General features: G+C 62.6%; 12 protein-coding genes and 1 other RNA gene. 4 read left to right on the top strand and 9 right to left on the bottom strand.

Features of this window, described 5'->3' with window-relative positions; translation table 11 throughout:
- Nucleotide 1: 1 nt before the first annotated feature.
- From ACQ4WM_RS16145 to ACQ4WM_RS16135, 3 genes are all read right to left on the bottom strand, one after another.
- Nucleotides 2–1,189, bottom strand: a complete 1,188-nt coding sequence (locus tag ACQ4WM_RS16145; protein ID WP_436547701.1) for an HDOD domain-containing protein — start codon at nucleotides 1,187–1,189, stop codon at nucleotides 2–4.
- Between the two features lie 191 nt (nucleotides 1,190–1,380).
- Nucleotides 1,381–2,016, bottom strand: a complete 636-nt coding sequence (locus ACQ4WM_RS16140; RefSeq protein WP_436547700.1) for a response regulator transcription factor — start codon at nucleotides 2,014–2,016, stop codon at nucleotides 1,381–1,383.
- Between the two features lie 12 nt (nucleotides 2,017–2,028).
- Nucleotides 2,029–3,399, bottom strand: coding sequence for a cache domain-containing protein (locus ACQ4WM_RS16135; protein ID WP_436547699.1), 1,371 nt, complete (start codon nucleotides 3,397–3,399; stop codon nucleotides 2,029–2,031).
- A gap of 234 nt (nucleotides 3,400–3,633) precedes the next feature.
- Between ACQ4WM_RS16135 and ACQ4WM_RS16130 the strand changes: the two genes are divergently transcribed.
- The 4 genes from ACQ4WM_RS16130 to ACQ4WM_RS16115 all read left to right on the top strand — a co-directional run bounded on the left by ACQ4WM_RS16130 (nucleotide 3,634) and on the right by ACQ4WM_RS16115 (nucleotide 11,077).
- Nucleotides 3,634–5,694 (top strand): carbon starvation CstA family protein, encoded by a 2,061-nt coding sequence (locus ACQ4WM_RS16130; protein ID WP_436547698.1) that lies wholly within the window; start codon nucleotides 3,634–3,636, stop codon nucleotides 5,692–5,694.
- Nucleotides 5,694–5,894: a YbdD/YjiX family protein gene (locus tag ACQ4WM_RS16125; RefSeq protein ID WP_065306003.1), complete on the top strand. Its 201-nt coding sequence runs from the start codon at nucleotides 5,694–5,696 to the stop codon at nucleotides 5,892–5,894. Before ACQ4WM_RS16130 ends, ACQ4WM_RS16125 begins: the two co-directional genes overlap by 1 nt.
- Nucleotides 5,895–6,078: 184 nt before the next feature.
- The gene (locus ACQ4WM_RS16120; RefSeq protein WP_436547697.1) at nucleotides 6,079–8,913 is read left to right on the top strand and encodes a hybrid sensor histidine kinase/response regulator; all 2,835 of its coding nucleotides are present in this window, start codon (nucleotides 6,079–6,081) and stop codon (nucleotides 8,911–8,913) included.
- Nucleotide 8,914: 1 nt separating this feature from the next.
- Nucleotides 8,915–11,077: a GGDEF/EAL domain-containing response regulator gene (locus ACQ4WM_RS16115; RefSeq protein WP_436547696.1), complete on the top strand. Its 2,163-nt coding sequence runs from the start codon at nucleotides 8,915–8,917 to the stop codon at nucleotides 11,075–11,077.
- On the opposite strand, the gene ACQ4WM_RS16110 is transcribed toward ACQ4WM_RS16115, so the two are convergent.
- The 6 genes from ACQ4WM_RS16110 to ffs form a co-directional block, all read right to left on the bottom strand.
- Nucleotides 11,046–12,176, bottom strand: a complete 1,131-nt coding sequence (locus tag ACQ4WM_RS16110; RefSeq protein WP_436547695.1) for an esterase-like activity of phytase family protein — start codon at nucleotides 12,174–12,176, stop codon at nucleotides 11,046–11,048. The two genes, ACQ4WM_RS16115 and ACQ4WM_RS16110, sit on opposite strands and share 32 nt — an antisense overlap.
- Complete coding sequence (locus ACQ4WM_RS16105) at nucleotides 12,169–13,386, bottom strand: CaiB/BaiF CoA transferase family protein (RefSeq protein WP_436547694.1); 1,218 nt, start codon at nucleotides 13,384–13,386, stop codon at nucleotides 12,169–12,171. Before ACQ4WM_RS16105 ends, ACQ4WM_RS16110 begins: the two co-directional genes overlap by 8 nt.
- Before the next feature lie 4 nt (nucleotides 13,387–13,390).
- Nucleotides 13,391–13,981, bottom strand: a complete 591-nt coding sequence (recR, locus tag ACQ4WM_RS16100) for a recombination mediator RecR (RefSeq protein WP_312438285.1) — start codon at nucleotides 13,979–13,981, stop codon at nucleotides 13,391–13,393.
- Nucleotides 13,982–14,028: 47 nt separating this feature from the next.
- Nucleotides 14,029–14,355, bottom strand: coding sequence for a YbaB/EbfC family nucleoid-associated protein (locus tag ACQ4WM_RS16095; protein ID WP_436547693.1), 327 nt, complete (start codon nucleotides 14,353–14,355; stop codon nucleotides 14,029–14,031).
- A 32-nt stretch (nucleotides 14,356–14,387) separates the two neighbouring features.
- Nucleotides 14,388–16,625, bottom strand: coding sequence for a DNA polymerase III subunit gamma/tau (locus ACQ4WM_RS16090; RefSeq protein WP_436547692.1), 2,238 nt, complete (start codon nucleotides 16,623–16,625; stop codon nucleotides 14,388–14,390).
- 155 nt (nucleotides 16,626–16,780) lie between these two features.
- An RNA gene (ffs, locus tag ACQ4WM_RS16085) (signal recognition particle sRNA small type) lies at nucleotides 16,781–16,879 on the bottom strand.
- Nucleotides 16,880–17,047 lie beyond the last annotated feature (168 nt).

The following is a 17,047-nucleotide window of genomic DNA, read 5'->3' as shown; positions in this document are numbered from 1 at the left end:
GCTAGACGTTCCGGCTCACCGTGATGGCCCACTGGTAGGCTTGCAGCAGGCTGCGCCAGTAACTTGTGTCATCGATGCCGGCCCGCAGCAGGCTCGCTGGCTCCGGCGTGGCACCGCTTTCGGCCAGGGCCAGCATGGCGCCCAGTTCACCGCTGCGTTCAAGCAAGGCGCTGCTGACGGCCGGGTCCAGGTTCAGGGTGGCAATGATATCGGCCATGTCCATGCCCAGCAAGGTGTCGAGCAGGGAAAACACGCCCGTCATGAAGGCCAGGTCCTGCGCCGCGCGGTCGCCGCCGCGCAACTGGCACAGCGACTCCATCTGCGCTGCACGCAAGGCCGCCAGCGGCAGCAGGGGATTGATCTTGCCATCATCCTGCTGGCGCGCATACAGCAGCAGTTGCAGCCAGCGCTGCAGCTGGCGCCGGCCCAGCAGGGTAATGGCCTGGTGAAAGCTGCTGATCGTCGCCGTTAAACCAAAGGCAGCCGAGTTGACCAGTTTGAGCAAATGATAGGCCAGTACGGGGTCTTGCTTCAGCGGCACTTCAAGTTCCTGCACATCGGCGTCGCGCGCCAGCAGACCCAGCAGCGCCAGCAGGCGGCGGCGTGCGGTGCCGTCTTCCGCTTCGCTGTGGCCACGTGCGCTGCGCAGCGCATAGTCGCCGGCAAACCAGCTCACGCCCAGCGCCGACAGCCCGGCCAGGCTGTTGGCATCGGTAATATTGCAGGCCAGGTGCGGGCCTGGCAAGCTCATCAGTTGATGCAGGCCCGGCAGTTCGTATGCGGCATCGATGCACAGCGCACGCGCGTCAACCTGGCCCGCCATCACGGCATCGGCGCCCGGGCCGTCGAGCATGATGCGGTAGCCGGCCTCGCGCCATTGCAAACAGGTTTGTTGTACTTGCTTGTTCGCCACTGCGGCAGCGCTCAGGCGCAAGATGGTGCGCTGTGGCACCAGCTGCGGCATCAGCAGCGCCAGCTGTGCTGCGTCAGCGCCCTGTGGATCGGTGACAGGAATGATGCAGTCCAGCGGCGCCAGGTGCGCATAGACGTCGGCGCTGGCCAGTGCGGCAAGCAAAGCCCCTGGGCCTTGCTGCGGTAGATGGAAGCTGACGGCGACCCACTCGTTGTGTGCATTGGCAACTGCCTGCAATCCCACCAAAGGAAACAGGTTTGATTCAGACGTGGACATCGATCATCTCGCGTGGGTAAGGCAAAAAGTGTTCATCAACTGGCGGTCTATCAATAAAGCCATGAGACATGACAGTTAGACAGCAAGAATCATTCTATCCGAATCTCACAAATGAAACAGTTTTAAATCAGCAATAAATGTTCAAAAATAATATTTCCACGAGAAACTGCATTGACCGCTTGCGGCAACCGTCATGCGGCGCCGCCGTCAAACTGCGCATGTTCGACCGCGTACTTGATCAGTTCGGCCTGCCCTTCGATGCCCAGCTTGCGCTTGATGTTCAGGCGGTGGGTTTCCACCGTGCGCACGCTCAGGTCCAGGTCGCGCGCGATCTGCTTGTTCGACTGGCCGCCGGCGATATGCTGCAGCACCTGCTGTTCGCGCAGGGTCAGGAAGGTGTCTTGCACTTGCGGGCGTGACAGCTGCCGCGCCAGCGCTGCGCTGTAATAAATGCCGCCGGACATTACCGTCTCGATGGCGAAAACAATGTCCTTGCCGGGCGCATCTTTCAGCACATAGCCGCGCGCGCCGGCGGCAATCGCCTGCGACACGTATTCAAGCTTGTCGTGCATGGACAGGATCAGTACGGCAATCTGCGGAAACGCCTGCTGGAACAGGCCGGTCGCTTCAATCCCGTTGGTGCCGCGCATATTGATGTCCATCAGCACCAGATCCACCTGGTGCGCGCGCGCCTGCTGCAAGGCTTCATCGGCGCCGCCGGCCTCGGCCACCACATCGAAATGCGGCACCGCTTCCAGGCGCGCGCGCAAGCCGTCGCGCACCAAAGGGTGATCGTCGACCAGCAAAATGCGTATGGTTTCATTCATCAGTCTGTTCCGTCACCGTTGTGGATTGAAGGGCAGGCGCGCCAGCACCATCGTGCCGCCCGGTGTCGAGGCGATATGCAGGCTGCCGCCGATGGCTTCCATGCGTTCCGTCATGTTGCGCAGGCCGATGCCGCGCTGCGGGTGCAGCGCGATGCCGTCGGCGTCGAAACCGCCGCCATTGTCGGCGATGCGCAGCTCGAGCGCAGCGTTCGCTTCGCGCAGGCTGACCATCACCTCGCTGGCATCGGCATGGCGCTCGCTGTTGGTCAGCGCTTCCTGGGCGATGCGGAACAATACGGTATTGACCATGTCCGGCAGGCCTTCGCCGGCACCGGGCGGGCTGGCCGCAAAGCTGGCCTGGGCGCTGCTGCTGTCATTGTATTCGTGCACCAGATGGTCCAGTGCCGCCGCCAGGCCCAGGTCGTCAAGAATGGCCGGGCGCAGATTGTGCGAAATGCGGCGCACTTCGCCCAGCACCTTGTTCAGCTGCTCGGCGGCCCGTTCAAACGTGGCCGGCGCACGGGCTCGCTGCTCTGCATTGCCGGACAGGCGCGCAATGCCGGCCTCGATCTGCAGCTTGATCGACACCAGCCACTGGCTGATGCCGTCATGCAGATCGCGCGACAGCCGCGCCCGCTCTTCCTCCTGCGACTCAACCACCCGCTGCGCCAGCACTTTCAGCTTGGCGTCGGCCACGCGCAGTTCGCGGATATTCAGTACCAGGCCACAACCGGCCACCACCAGCGCACCGAGAATGGCGATGGCGGCGATCCACAGCATGGTCGAGCGGATATTGGCGAATTGCTGGGCGCCAACCTTGGCCAGCGCCTGGTCCACATCGTCCATATAGATGCCGGTGCCCATCATCCAGCCCCATTCCGGCATCAAAATCACATAGCCGAGCTTGGGCGCCGATTTGTTGCTTGACGGCTTGACCCAGTTATAGCGCTCGAAGCCGCCACCACTTCTGGCACGCTGCATCAAACGCTGGATGGTCAGGTTGCCGTCGGCGTCGCGCAACTGCCACAGGTTCTGCCCTACCAGCTCAGGCTGGCGCGGGTGCATCAGAGAGTTGCCCTGTAAATCGTAGATAAAGAAATAGCCGTCGTCACCATAGCTGAGGGCGGCCAAGATGCGCTTGGCTTCTTCCTGGGTGGCGGCGTCCTTGCGGCCCGACTTGACCAGTTTGGCAATCGAGTGGCTGGCCAGCGTCACATAGTGTTTGAGTTCGGCTTCCTTGCTGGCCAGGTAGGCCTGCTCGATGGTGGCGCGCTGCTGCTCGGCCAGGATCAATGCTTGGTGGCGCACGGCAAAGGCGATCGCGCACATGGCCAGTATCAGCGGCGTGATGGCCAGGAAGATGACTTTCTGTCGTAGTTTCATGACCTGGCGCAATGGTAACGGGATTGAAAAGTCGAAACGGCGATTTTACGCGGCGCCATGCCGCCAGCTCTGCGTAGTAATACTGAGTCTTACTGCGTAGTGCTGCGCTTGCCAGCATTATACGATTGATGAATACTCGGCATAAGCTGCGCTTACTGAACAAACTGGCAATGACCAGGGCAATACAGGGTAACCGACACAGGGTGCAGCGCCCGTCAAATTTCTGGAGGAAGCATGAACCGCATTTTCAAACAGCTCGGCTGGGCAGCGCTTGCGCTGGCTGGCGCAGCGTCATTGGGCGTGGTCGCCCTGCAACGCGGCGAACCGATCAGCGCCATCTGGATCGTGATCGCCGCCGTCTGCGTGTATCTGATCGCTTACCGTTTCTACAGCCTGTTTATCGCCGACAAGGTGCTGGGCCTGGACGCACGCCGAATGACCCCGGCATTCAAGCACAACGATGGCCTCGACCATGTTCCCACGAATAAATACGTGCTGTTCGGCCACCACTTCGCGGCGATTGCCGGCGCCGGTCCGCTGGTCGGCCCGGTGCTGGCCGCGCAAATGGGCTATCTGCCCGGCATGCTGTGGATACTGGCCGGCGTGGTATTTGCCGGCGCAGTGCAGGACTTTATCGTGCTGTTTATTTCCATGCGCCGCGACGGCCGCTCGCTGGGTGACCTGATCAAGGCCGAGCTGGGCGAGATTCCCGGCATGATCGCCCTGCTCGGCTGCTTCATGATCATGGTCATTATCCTGGCCGTGCTGGCCCTGATCGTCGTCAAGGCGCTGACCGGCTCGCCATGGGGCAGCTTTACCGTGATGGCGACCATCCCGATTGCCCTGTTCATGGGCGTGTACTCGCGCTTTATCCGTGTCGGGCGCATCGGCGAAGTGTCGGTGATCGGTTTCATTTTGCTGATGCTGGCCATTATCGGCGGCCAGTATGTGCAGGAACACGCGGTGCTGGGCGCCATGTTTACCTTTACCGGCACCGAACTGACGTGGATGCTGATCGGCTACGGCTTTATCGCTTCCGTGCTGCCCGTGTGGCTGCTGCTGGCGCCGCGCGATTACCTGTCCACTTTCCTGAAAATCGGCACCATCCTGGGCCTGGCGATCGGCATTATCGTCGTCGCGCCTTACCTGAAAATGCCGGCCATGACCAAGTTCATCGACGGCTCCGGCCCGGTCTGGTCGGGCAATCTGTTCCCCTTCCTGTTCATCACGATTGCCTGCGGCGCCGTGTCGGGTTTCCATGCGCTGATCTCGTCGGGCACCACGCCGAAGATGATAGAAAACGAAAGCCATGCCCGCTTTATCGGCTATGGCGCCATGCTGATGGAGTCGTTCGTTGCCATCATGGCTTTGGTGGCCGCCTCGACCATCGAGCCAGGCATTTATTTCGCCATGAACAGCCCGGCCGCCCTGATCGGCAGCACGGCAGAATCGGCCGCACAGGCGATCTCGCAATGGGGCTTTTATGTAACGCCTGAAATGCTGACCCAAACGGCCAGGGACGTCGGCGAACACACCATCATCTCGCGCGCCGGCGGCGCACCGACGCTGGCGGTCGGCATGGCGCAAATCCTGTCTGGCGCCATGGGCGGCAAGGCCATGATGGCCTTCTGGTACCACTTCGCCATCCTGTTCGAAGCGCTGTTTATCCTGACCGCCGTCGATGCGGGCACCCGTGCCGGCCGCTTCATGTTGCAAGACTTGCTGGGCAGTTTTGTTCCAGCGCTGAAACAGACCGAAAACGTGATCGCCAACCTGCTGGCCACCGGACTGTGCGTGGCAGCCTGGGGCTACTTCCTGTACCAGGGCGTGGTCGATCCGCTGGGCGGCATCAACACCTTGTGGCCGCTGTTCGGCATCGCCAACCAGATGCTGGCGGCAATTGCGCTGATCCTCGGCACCTGCGTGCTGTTCAAGATGAAACGCGGCCAGTATGCGTGGGTGACGATCACGCCGACCATCTGGCTGCTGCTATGCACCCTGACGGCTGGCTGGCAAAAGATTTTCGACGCCAATCCACGCGTCGGTTTCCTCGCCCATGCCGACAAGTATTCAAACGCGCTTGACGCCGGCCAGTTGCTGGCGCCAGCCAAGTCGGTGGCGCAGATGCAGCAGATTATCTTCAACGACTACCTGGACGCAGGCCTGGCCGGCTTCTTCGTGATCGTGGTGATCAGCGTGCTGTGCTTCGGCATCCGCACCATCATGAGGGCGCGCGCCGACAGCAAACCGAGCACCAGGGAAACGCCGTACCAGGCCATGCCGACGGTGCCATAATGATCGACGAGCTCCTCAAGGCAGGCCGCTATCTCGGGCAAAGCATGCGGCTGATGTGCGGCCTGCCCGAGTACGATACCTATGTGGCGCACCGGGAAGTCACCCATCCCGGCGAGCCGATGATGACGTACGAGGAATTCTTCCGCGAACGCCAGGAGGCACGCTACGGCGGCGCCGGCAAGCGCGGCGGTTGTTGCTGATACTAGATGTTTTATCAAGGCCAGTCTTCCAGACTGGCCTTTTTTATTTGGTTCCCCTCCCCTCGGTGTCTTTAGACCCACGTCAACATGACGGGTTGTCATCACGCTTATATTTTTCCCATGAGAATTAATTAATTACCAGCAGTAATTACCAGCAGTAATTGCCCGAAGGATATTCCTGTCCATGTTCAATTTTCAACGCGCCAGCATCAGCCAGAAACTGACCATGATCTCGGTGTTATCGTCCGGCAGTGCGCTGCTGCTGGTGTTCGTGGCGTTTGCCGTCACGGCCGTGGTCAGCCACAAGGAAGACGAGAGGGGCCAGTTGCTGTCGCTGGCCGGCGTAATCGGCGCAGCCGGTACGGCACCCATGCTCGCTGGCAAGACAGCCCAGGCGCAGCAATTGCTGGCTGCCCTGCAGGCGCGCGACGAGATCGTGCAGGCGGCCCTGTATGACCGGCGCGGCAAGGTGTTTGCCCTCTATCGCGCCGACTATCCGCGGCTGGCCAGTGCGCCGGCCGAAGCGATGGCGCCGCAGCAGTTGGCTGCGCTGCTGGACTCTTCCATGATGCCGGGCGCGCGCGCCGCGCTGGCCCGTTCGATGCGGCTGTACCGCCCCGTACTGCACCACGACGAAGTGATCGGCGCGATCATGATCGAAACTGATCTACACCCGATGTGGCGCGATATCGCGCGCCATCTGGGCGCCATCAGCGGTGCCACCTTGCTGTCGTTCCTGGTGGCGCTGATACTGGCCAGGCGTTTCAAAAGCCTGATCGCCGAGCCGATTTCCAAGCTGATCGAGACGGCAAAAAAAGTGTCGAACAGCCAGACCTATGGCCACCGCATCGCCCACCAGCGCAGCGACGAGCTGGGCGTGCTGATCGACAGCTTCAATGACATGCTGGCACAGATCGACAGCCGCGACAGCACCCTGGCCACTTACCGCGAGCAGCTGGAGCGGCAGGTGGGCGTGCGCACGGCGCAACTGGAAAAGGCCAAGGATGCGGCCGAGGCCGCGAGCCAGGCGAAAAGCGCCTTCCTGGCCACCATGAGCCATGAAATCCGCACCCCCATGAATGGCGTGCTGGGCATGACGGAATTGCTGCTGGCCAGCCCGCTCACGCCCCAGCAGCGCCACTACACCAGCATGGTCCAGCGTTCCGGGCAGAATTTGCTGGTGATCATCAACGACATCCTCGACTTTTCCAAGATCGAGGCGGGCAAACTCACAGTTGAATATATCCGCTTCAATTTCCGCGAACTGCTCGACGATATAGAACATGTGTTCATGCCGCAGGCACAGGCGAAAAATATCTGCCTGGAATTCGATATCGCCAACGATATTCCGATCGCCATCTGCGGCGACCCGCACCGGCTGCGCCAGATTATCGTCAACCTGCTGGGTAACGCCATCAAATTCACCGAAACGGGCAAGGTCACGGTCAAAGTGGCAGTGTGCCGCGAGGACCATCCCAGCGTGGGCCTGCGCTTCGAGGTGCACGACACCGGCATCGGCGTCTCGAGCGAGGCGCGCTCGCGCATTTTCGATTCGTTTTCGCAGGCCGATGGTTCCACCACGCGCAAGCATGGCGGCACCGGCCTGGGCCTGACGATCTCGAAGCAACTGGTGGAGCTGATGGGCGGGAAAATCGGTGTCGATAATGCTTTAACGCAAGGCTCCATCTTCTGGTTCGACGTAAATTTCGATAAACGGCGCGTCGACAGTGACGATCCATCTTTCAATCTGAACACCACGCGAGGACTACGCGCCTTGATCGTCGACCACACACCCGCCAGCCGCGCCGTGCTGGAACGCCAGATGGCCAGCTGGCACATCGCCAGCGACAGCGCCAGCTCGGCGGGCGACTGCCTGGCCCGGCTGCACGCTGCGCTCGAGGCCGGCCAGCCCTACACGGTAGCCCTGCTCGACATGGACTTGCCGCGCACCAGCGGTCTGGCGCTGGCCGCCACCATCAAGAGCGACCCGCAGCTGGCCGAGCTGAAACTGCTGCTGCTCAGTACCGAACGCGATGCGGCTGATCCGGTCCAGCGGCGCGAAGCGTGCGTCGCCTTCCAGCTGATCAAGCCGGCGCGCGAATGCGATCTGTTCGACTGCATCGTCACGCCGCCGCGCGCCAGCGAAAGCCTGCGCATCCATCCACCGCATGTTCCCAGGCAAGCGAGCCGCCGGCAGCGGCGCCGCGTGCTGCTGGCCGAAGACAATCCCGTCAACGTCGAAGTGACGCTGGCCATGCTCGACAGCCTGGGACTGGACGTGGTGTGCGCCCACAACGGCGAGCAAGCGCTGCAGGCAGCCCGCGCCGAAGAGTTCGACCTGGTGCTGATGGATTGCCAGATGCCGGTGATGGACGGTTTTGCGGCCACCGCAGAAATCCGCCGCCATGAACAGCAGGCCAGTCACGCGCGCATGCTGCCGATCGTGGCCATCACCGCCAACGCGCTGCAGGGCGACCGCGAATCGTGCCTGGCGGCCGGCATGGATGATTACCTGAGCAAACCTTTTACCCAGCAGGAACTGGCCAACACCGTGGCACGCTGGATCGCCCTGCCGCGCGCGGCCACCGTGCATCATGCGGACGAGGCGATGGAAGCGCCGGTGCTCAAGCCGCAGCCGGCCAGCGTGGTGCTTGCCGAACCTCCGGCCGAACTGAATCTGCAGGCACTGGACAATATCCGCGCCTTGTCCGGCAACGGTGCCGATGCGCTGCTCGAAAAAGTCATCAACGCATTTATCGGCGATACGCCGCGCCAGCTGGCCAGCTTGCGCACCGCCATAGCCGCGCACGATACCGAGGCCATGCGCAGGGTGGCACACAGCCTCAAGTCCGGCAGCGCCAACATCGGTGCCGACGTGCTGGCGCTGCAGTGCAAGGAGATGGAAAAACTGGGCCGCGCCGGCAGCACCGATGGTGCGGCCAGGCTGCTGCAAAGCATGGAGCAGCAATTCCTGGCGGTGCGCGACGCCCTGGGCCGACTCCTCGTGAAGGAAGAATGACATGACAGCGCCTCTTTCCCCCAAACGCGGCCTGGTGCTGGTGGCCGACGACGACCCCGTGATGCGCATGCTGATGCGGCAAATGCTCACGCAAGTGGGGCTGGACGTGATCGAAGCCGAAGACGGCACGCAGGCGCTGGCAAGCTACAAGCTCAAAGGCCCCGACCTGGTCATGCTCGACGTCGACATGCCGGCCATGGACGGCTTCGGCGTGTGCCGCGAAATCCGCCGCCAGGAAGGCAATAGCACCGTGCCCATCATTATGGTCACCGGCGGCGACGAACTGGAAGCGGTCACGCATGCCTATGAAGCGGGCGCCACCGATTTCATATCCAAGCCGATCAACTGGCCGATCCTGGGCCACCGCGTGCTGTACGTGCTGCGCGCCAGCGACGCCATCGCCCGCCTGCGCATTGCCGACGCGCACAACCGCGCCGTGCTGGCGGCGATTCCCGACACTTTCTTCCGCCTCAACCGCGAAGGCTATTATCTCGACTACGAACGAGGCCACGACGCCAGCGCCGGCTTTTTCATGGAGCACTGCGTCGGCAGCCATATCAGCGACGTGCTGCCGGTTGAAATTGCCGCGCGCCTGGTCGAGCAGATGCACAAGGTGCTGGCGACCCAGCATATCGGCTCGGTCGACTATACGCTCACGCATGCCGGCAGCACGCGCCACTTCGAGGCGCGACTGGTATCGACCGGTCCCGACGAAGTGCTGGGGCTGGTGCGCGATATCAGCGAACGCAAGCGCACGGAAGAACAGATACGGCGCCTGGCCTATTGCGACAGCCTGACCGGCATCCCGAACCGGCAAGCGTTCCTGGAAACGCTGGAACGCGAACTGCGGCGCTCGAAAGAGCACGACAAGAAATTTGCCGTGCTGTTCATGGACCTGGACGCTTTCAAGCGCGTCAACGATACCCTGGGCCATGACGTCGGCGACCATCTGCTGAAAATCGTCTCCGAACGGCTGCGCGACACCGTCCGCCCCAGTGACCTGGTGCTGCGCGCCGAACATGAGCTCGATGGCCAGTGGGGTGGCAGCAACCTGGCGCGCCTGGGCGGCGATGAATTCACCATCCTGATCCCCGACCTGGAACGGGTGGAAGACGCGCTCAATGTGGCGCACCGGGTCAAGGAAGCGATGCGACGGCCCTTCATGATCGCCACGCATGAAATTTTCGTCACCGCCAGCATCGGCATTTCGCTGTACCCGGAAGACGGCGAAGACTGCAATTCGCTGCTGAAATATGCCGACACCGCCATGTACCACGCCAAGAGCTGCGGCAAGAACAACGCCAAGCTCTACAGTTCTTCGCTGACGATGGAAATCATGAGCCACGTGAAGATGGAAGTGGGCCTGAGGAAAGCCTTGCAGAACAACGAACTGTACCTGCTGTACCAGCCGCAGATCGACGTGCCCACCACCCGGATCGTCGGCGTGGAAGCGCTGGTGCGCTGGCGCCATCCGGAACGCGGCATCATCTCGCCCACCGAGTTCATCCCGCTGGCGGAGGAAACCGGGCTGATCGTGCCCATCGGCGAATGGGTGCTGCGCACCGCCTGCAGCCAGGCCAAGGCATGGCAGCGAGGCGGCCGGCAGGCAATACGCATGGCAGTGAATCTGTCGGCCAAGCAATTCAAGGATGAAAACCTGATGCAGATCGTGCTGTCGGCGCTGGCCGATACGGGCCTCGACGCGCGCCTGCTGGAACTGGAACTGACGGAAGGCACGCTGATGGACGACGCGCGCGCCACCATGGTGACCCTGGAGCAACTGCGAGGCATCGGCGTCTACCTGTCGATCGACGACTTCGGCACCGGCTACTCGTCGATGAATTACCTGAAACGCTTCGATGTGCGGGCCTTGAAAATCGACCGCAGCTTTATCGCCGGCCTGCCGCAGGATGCGGAAAACGCGGCCATTACGCGCGCCATTATCGCCATGGCGCATGGCCTGAAAATGGTGGTGGTGGCCGAAGGCGTGGAAACCGACGAACAGTTGCTGATGCTGCAACAATACGGCTGCGACATGGCCCAGGGCTACTTCCTGGGCCACCCGTCGCCGCACGATGCGATCACGACCATGCTGGCCCGGCAGGCGCATCCGCCCGCCAGCACGGCAAGCCTTACAAGACTTCGAAGACGAGGAGCTGCGTGACTTGCTGGGCGTTGAAGTTATCGTCTGACACCATCACCAGGCTGCGCCGGCCATTGGCCAGGCGCGGACCCCAGGCGATGCCTTCCAGGTTGTCCACCCGCGGCAAACCGATCTTTTCCAGGTCCAGCAGCAAACGCTTGCGCGCCGGCACGTACTTCGCGCCCTTTAGTGCCGGCAGGCCCTTGATATCGGTGGCGCCGGCCACATCCATCTCGTAGATGCGCACATGGTTGGTGTACTGCCCCTTGGCATTCTCCACCCCGGCCCGCTCGACGATCAGCAGGCGGTGATCGTCGATGGCCAAGATTTCCGACACGCCATTGTCCGCATCGCGCCCGGGCGCCGGCGCAGTGGCAATCGCTTCGATAGCATACGCATACTGTGCCAGCACCTTGCCGGCAAGGTCCAGCTGCGTGATGCGTACCACGGAGCCATGCTCGGGCGTGGCCAGCGGGCCATCTTGGTAGAGGGCCGCTTCCATGCCCAGCCACAGGCTGTTGCCATCGGCCGAAAACGACAGTCCCTCGAAGCTCATGTTATTGCGCGAACCCAGCTCTTCCTTGCTGACCTTGAACATCGGCGGCGTGGGCAAGGTTGCCAGGTAGCCGCCGTCGCGGCTGGCGTGCGCGACAAACGGATCAAGGCCGACCTTGCGGTTGCCTTCGCTGCCGTACCACAGGCTGCCATCTTTCGGGTCGACACGGATGGTTTCGATATCGGGCACCTGGTCGCCACGGTCCAGCCTGGCGTGCGCCAGGTTCGGATAATTGCCACCATTGGCCTGCTTGAAAAAATGCACGCTATTGAAAGTCACGCCGGAAAAGCCGTTGCTGTCATAGTTCAGGCTGGCGCGATAAAACCGCGCCGGATTGAATTCCGAGCGGTCATCGCTTTCCAGCACCCAGTCACCGCTGGCGGCATCGTAGTCGATGCCCGACAGGCCGCCGATCAGGGTGCCATTGAACGGCTGCTTCAAGGCAATTCGCTGCTCGCCGATCAGGCGCAGGCTGGCAATCGGCGCATCGGCACGCATGCTGGCGCAAGCCGACAGCAGCAGCGACGCCGCCAGCAAGGGAACAATCTTCTTTATATTAAACAACGCCGTCCGCTTTCAATTGCGCAATCCTTGCCGCATCAAACCCCAGCGACGCCAGCACCTCGTCGTTATGCTGGCCCAAGGTCGGCCCCAGCCATTGCGTCTTGCCCGGCGTGGCCGACAGTTTGGGCGTGATGGCCGGCAGCTTGACGGGGGTGCCGTCGGCAAACTGGTGCTGTTCGAACATCTCGCGCGCGAGAAACTGCGGGTCGCTCATCATGTCGCGCACCGAATAAATTTTGCCGGCCGGCACATCGGCCGCCTTCAGCACGGCCAGCGCGCTATCGATGGTGTGGGTAGCGCACCAGGCGCCAATGGCGTCGTCGATTTCTTGCGTGCGCACGACACGCCCGTCATTGCGCGCCAGTTGCGGGTCGCCGGCCATGTCGATGCGGCCCATCGCCAGCATCAAGCGCTTGAAGATGGCGTCGCCATTACCGGCGATCACGATATTTTCGCCGTCCCCGGTGGTATAGGTATTCGACGGCACGATGCCGGGCAAAGAGCCGCCCGTGCGTTCGCGCACCACACCGGCCTGGTCGTATTCGGGCACCAGGGATTCCATCATGTTGAACACCGCTTCGTACAGCGCCACGTCGACCATCTGGCCTTCGCCGCGGTCACGGCCACCGGTCACGTCGCGATGACGCAGCGCCATCATGGCGCCGATCACGCCATGCAGGGCCGCCACCGAGTCGCCGATGGAAACCCCTACGCGCACCGGCGGGCGGTCGGCAAAGCCGGATACATAGCGCAGGCCGCCCATAGCTTCGCCGATCGCGCCAAAGCCGGGCAAGTCTTTCATCGGGCCGGTCTGGCCGAAACCGGACAGGCGCACCATGATCAAGGAGGGCTTGTCTTTCTTCAGCTGCTCGTAGCCGAGATCCCACTTTTCCAGCACGCCGGGCCGATAGTTCTCGATAATGATGTCCGCTTCCAGCGCCAGCTGGCGCGCGATCGCCCTGCCCTCGGCTGCCTTCAGGTTCAGTGTCAGGCTTTTCTTGTTACGCGCCTGCACCGACCACCACAGCGAGGTGCCGTCTTTCAGCACGCGCCAGGAACGGATAGGGTCGCCGCCATCGGGCGACTCGATCTTGATCACGTCGGCGCCGAATTCGGCCAGCATGCGGGCGCAGAATGGCCCGGCGATCAGGGTGCCCAGTTCCAGCACCTTGATGCCGGCCAGGGGTCCGGTGGAAGTCGTCTTGTCCATGGGTTTATGTCGCCCTGCGGTCCAGCATTGCGCGCGCAATCGTGCCCGCGTCGACGTATTCGAGTTCGCCGCCCACCGGCACGCCACGCGCAAGGCGGCTCACGCGCAGGCCGCGTGCCTTGAGCATTTCGCTGATGTAATGGGCGGTTGCTTCGCCTTCATTGGTGAAGTTGGTGGCCAGCACCACTTCCGTGACCACGCCATCGTTGGCGCGGCCCAGCAATTTTTCAAGATGGATATCTTTCGGGCCGATGCCGTCGAGCGGCGAAAGCCGTCCCATCAGCACGAAATACAAGCCCTTGTAGGTCAGCGTCTGCTCGATCATCAGCTGGTCGGCCGGTGTTTCCACCACGCACAGCAAGCGCTTGTCGCGCGCGTCGTCAAGGCAGTTCTCGCAGATCTCATGTTCGGTAAAGGTGTTGCACAGGGCGCAGTGATGCACGGCATCGACGGCCTGGAACAGGGCGCGCGACAGCATGGACGCGCCTTCCCGGTCGTGCTGCAACAAATGAAACGCCATGCGCTGCGCCGACTTGGGGCCGACGCCGGGCAGGCGCCGCAGCGCCTCGGTCAGAAATTCCAGCGACTTGGACATGGATCAGTCCTGTCCGGCCGCACTGATCAGACGCATGCGGCTGGTCATCAGAATGGCATTTTGAAGCCGGCTGGCAAATTCATGCCACCCGTCAGCCCTGCCATTTTTTCGGCGGAGGTCGCTTCGGCCTTGCGCACGGCGTCGTTGAAGGCGGCGGCAACCAGGTCTTCCAGCATGTCCTTGTCGTCGGCCAGCAGCGACGGGTCGATCGACACGCGCTTGACGTCGCTCTTGCAGGTCATCACGATCTTCACCAGGCCGGCGCCCGACTGGCCTTCCACTTCGACCAGCGCCAGTTGTTCCTGGGCTTTTTTCATATTGTCCTGCATTGCTTGCGCTTGCTTCATCAGGCCAGCCAGTTGATTTTTCATCATGGGAAATGCTCCGTATTATCTAATTAAGTTAATCAATGCAGGGTCGGCGCGGTGCCGGCCGGTGCAGGTGTAATCGTCCCCGGCACCACGAAGGCGTCGAATGTACGCTTCATATCGAGCACAAAGGGGTCGGTTTCAATGGTTTCTTCGGCTTGCCGCTGGCAGGCCTCGCGATGCGCCTGCGCTTCGGCACTGGCCGTGTACCAGACGGCGCCCAGTTCCGTATCGACATTGACCTTGCGGCCAAAGCGTTCGGCCAGGGCGGCGGCCAGTTTTTCCACGTTGGCCGGGCTGCGCCAGGTGTCGATCGGCACGCGCAGGCGGAAGGTGGTGCTGTGGCCATCGTGCAGGCATTCGATCAGCTCGGATTGCAACGCCAGCTGCTGGGCCACGCCGCGCAGCGGCAGCACGGCCGCCACGGCCGGCCAGTTGCCATCCCAGTCCAGGCCCGGCACGGGCGTGATCACATACGGCGCGCTGGGTGCGGCCTGCCGGGGCGCGCGCTGCGGCATCACCACGGCGGGCTGCTCGCCGCTGGCCTGGGCCGGTGCGCTTTGCACGGTGGCCGAGGCGCTGTCGTCGGAAAATTCGGTGACCCACGGCGGCAGGTCGTCATCGGGCTCGGATGGTGGCGGCGGTGCCGATGCTGGCGCCTCCTGCACGGCCACGGCCGTAACCTTCACCGCCTCCGTCACTGGCGCATCATCCCACGGCGCGGGCGACCTGGCGGCGGCGACCGGCGGGCTGCGCACTGGTGCAGCTGGTGCAGCGGCTGGCGCAGGAACAGGGACAGGTGCTTTCGGTGCGGAAGCCGGTGCCGATGCTGTGCTGCCGGGACGGCCTTTCGATGCAGCGCGGGCCGCTTCGAGCGCCGCATTGATGGCGGCGCGAGCCGAGCTGACCGGCGCTGCCGGCGCTGCAGCAGCTGCGACCGGCGCAGGTGGCGCTGGTGGTGCTGGTGGCGCTTCACTGCGCGCTACCGTTGCAGCCGCAGCGGCCACGACCGCTGGCGGTGGCGGCGGTGTCACGGCAGCATGGCTGGCCACGCTGTGGGCAGCAGCGCGTGCCGGCGGCGCCGGCTGGGCTGCTGCACGCGCGGCGGCAACAGCGGCCGGACGGTTCACTGGTGCGCTGGCAGGCGCGGCAGCAGGCAAGCCCTGATCGCCGCCCATGCCGGGACGAAACGCCAGCATGCGCAGCAAGGTCATGGAAAAGCCCGCATATTCATCGGGCGCCAGGCCCAGTTCATTGCGGCCATGCACCGCGATCTGGTAGAACAGCTGCACTTCCTGCGCGTCAAAAGCCTGTGCCAGGCGATTGATATCGGCGTACTCGGGCAGGTCCTGCGGCACGGCGGCCGGCACGCTTTGCGCCAGCGCGATCCGGTGCAGCAAGGTGCCGAGGTCCTGCAGGGCATTGTTGTACGACAGGCTGCGCGAGGCCATCTCGTCGGCCACGGCCAGCAAGTCCGCACCGTCCTGTTTCGCCAGTGCATTGAGCAAGCGCACCAGATAGGATTGGTCAAGCGCGCCGAGCATGCCTTGCACGGCGTCGAGCGTCACTTCGCCGGCCGCATAGGCGATCGCCTGGTCGGTCAGCGACAGCGCGTCGCGCATGGAACCGTGTGCGCCCTGGGCCAGCAGGCGCAAGGCCGGCTGCTCGAAGGCGATGCCCTCTTGCCCCAGGATATAGTCCAGGTGGCTGATGATATGGCCGGGCGGCATCTGCTTGAGATTGAACTGCAGGCAGCGCGACAGCACGGTGACCGGTATCTTTTGCGGGTCGGTGGTGGCCAGGATGAACTTCACATGTTCGGGCGGCTCTTCCAGCGTTTTCAGCATGGAATTGAATGCGTGATTGGTCAGCATGTGCACCTCATCGATCATATAGACCTTGAAGCGCGCATTGCTGGGTGCATACACCGCTTGCTCGAGCAGCTGCGCCATTTCATCGACGCCGCGGTTCGATGCCGCATCCATCTCTATATAGTCAACGAAGCGGCCCGCGTCGATCGCCGTGCACGCTTCGCACTGACCGCAAGGCTGGGCCGTGATGCCGCCGGTGCCATCCGGGCCGATGCAATTGAGCGACTTGGCCAGGATACGCGACAAGGTGGTCTTGCCGACCCCGCGCGTGCCCGTAAACAGATAGGCGTGATGCAGCCGGCCGCTGTGCAGCGCATGCGTCAGCGCGCGCACGACGTGCTCCTGGCCGACGAGCGTCTCGAAATTCTTGGGGCGGTATTTACGGGCGAGGACTTGATAGGACATGCTGAGATTTTACCATGCGATGTTGCGGTGATCCTGCGCTGCGGGCGCAAGCCTCATGGCCGGGCCAGCCAAGGCGGCAATTGTATCGCATGACCATAATGCATCGCCAAAACAAAAAAGCTGCCCTGGGGCAGCTTTGCGATTTGTTTCCCGAAGGAGGCGAGCCTGATCTGCGGCACTCATGGTTAATAGCCGTGGCTGCTTCGTTCCCGACCTGACCAGGTTAGCCATGCCACGATGCGCAGGGGCCCGCCGGGGATAATTATAACCGGTCTGCAGCCAATTGGGGAAGCAAGCTGAAATCCGGGGTCAGACCCTAATGCCGTTAAGTTAAGCCTTTCGATTCAAGACAGATTGTAAACAGCGGCAAATAATGTTAACTTTCGGGCAGTTATGGACTCTACTGCCTTTTTACTTGCCGC

The sequence above is a fragment of the Janthinobacterium longum genome (assembly GCF_051380735.1).
Lineage (GTDB): Bacteria > Pseudomonadota > Gammaproteobacteria > Burkholderiales > Burkholderiaceae_D > Janthinobacterium.
This window is presented reverse-complemented; position numbering and strand designations above follow the sequence as displayed.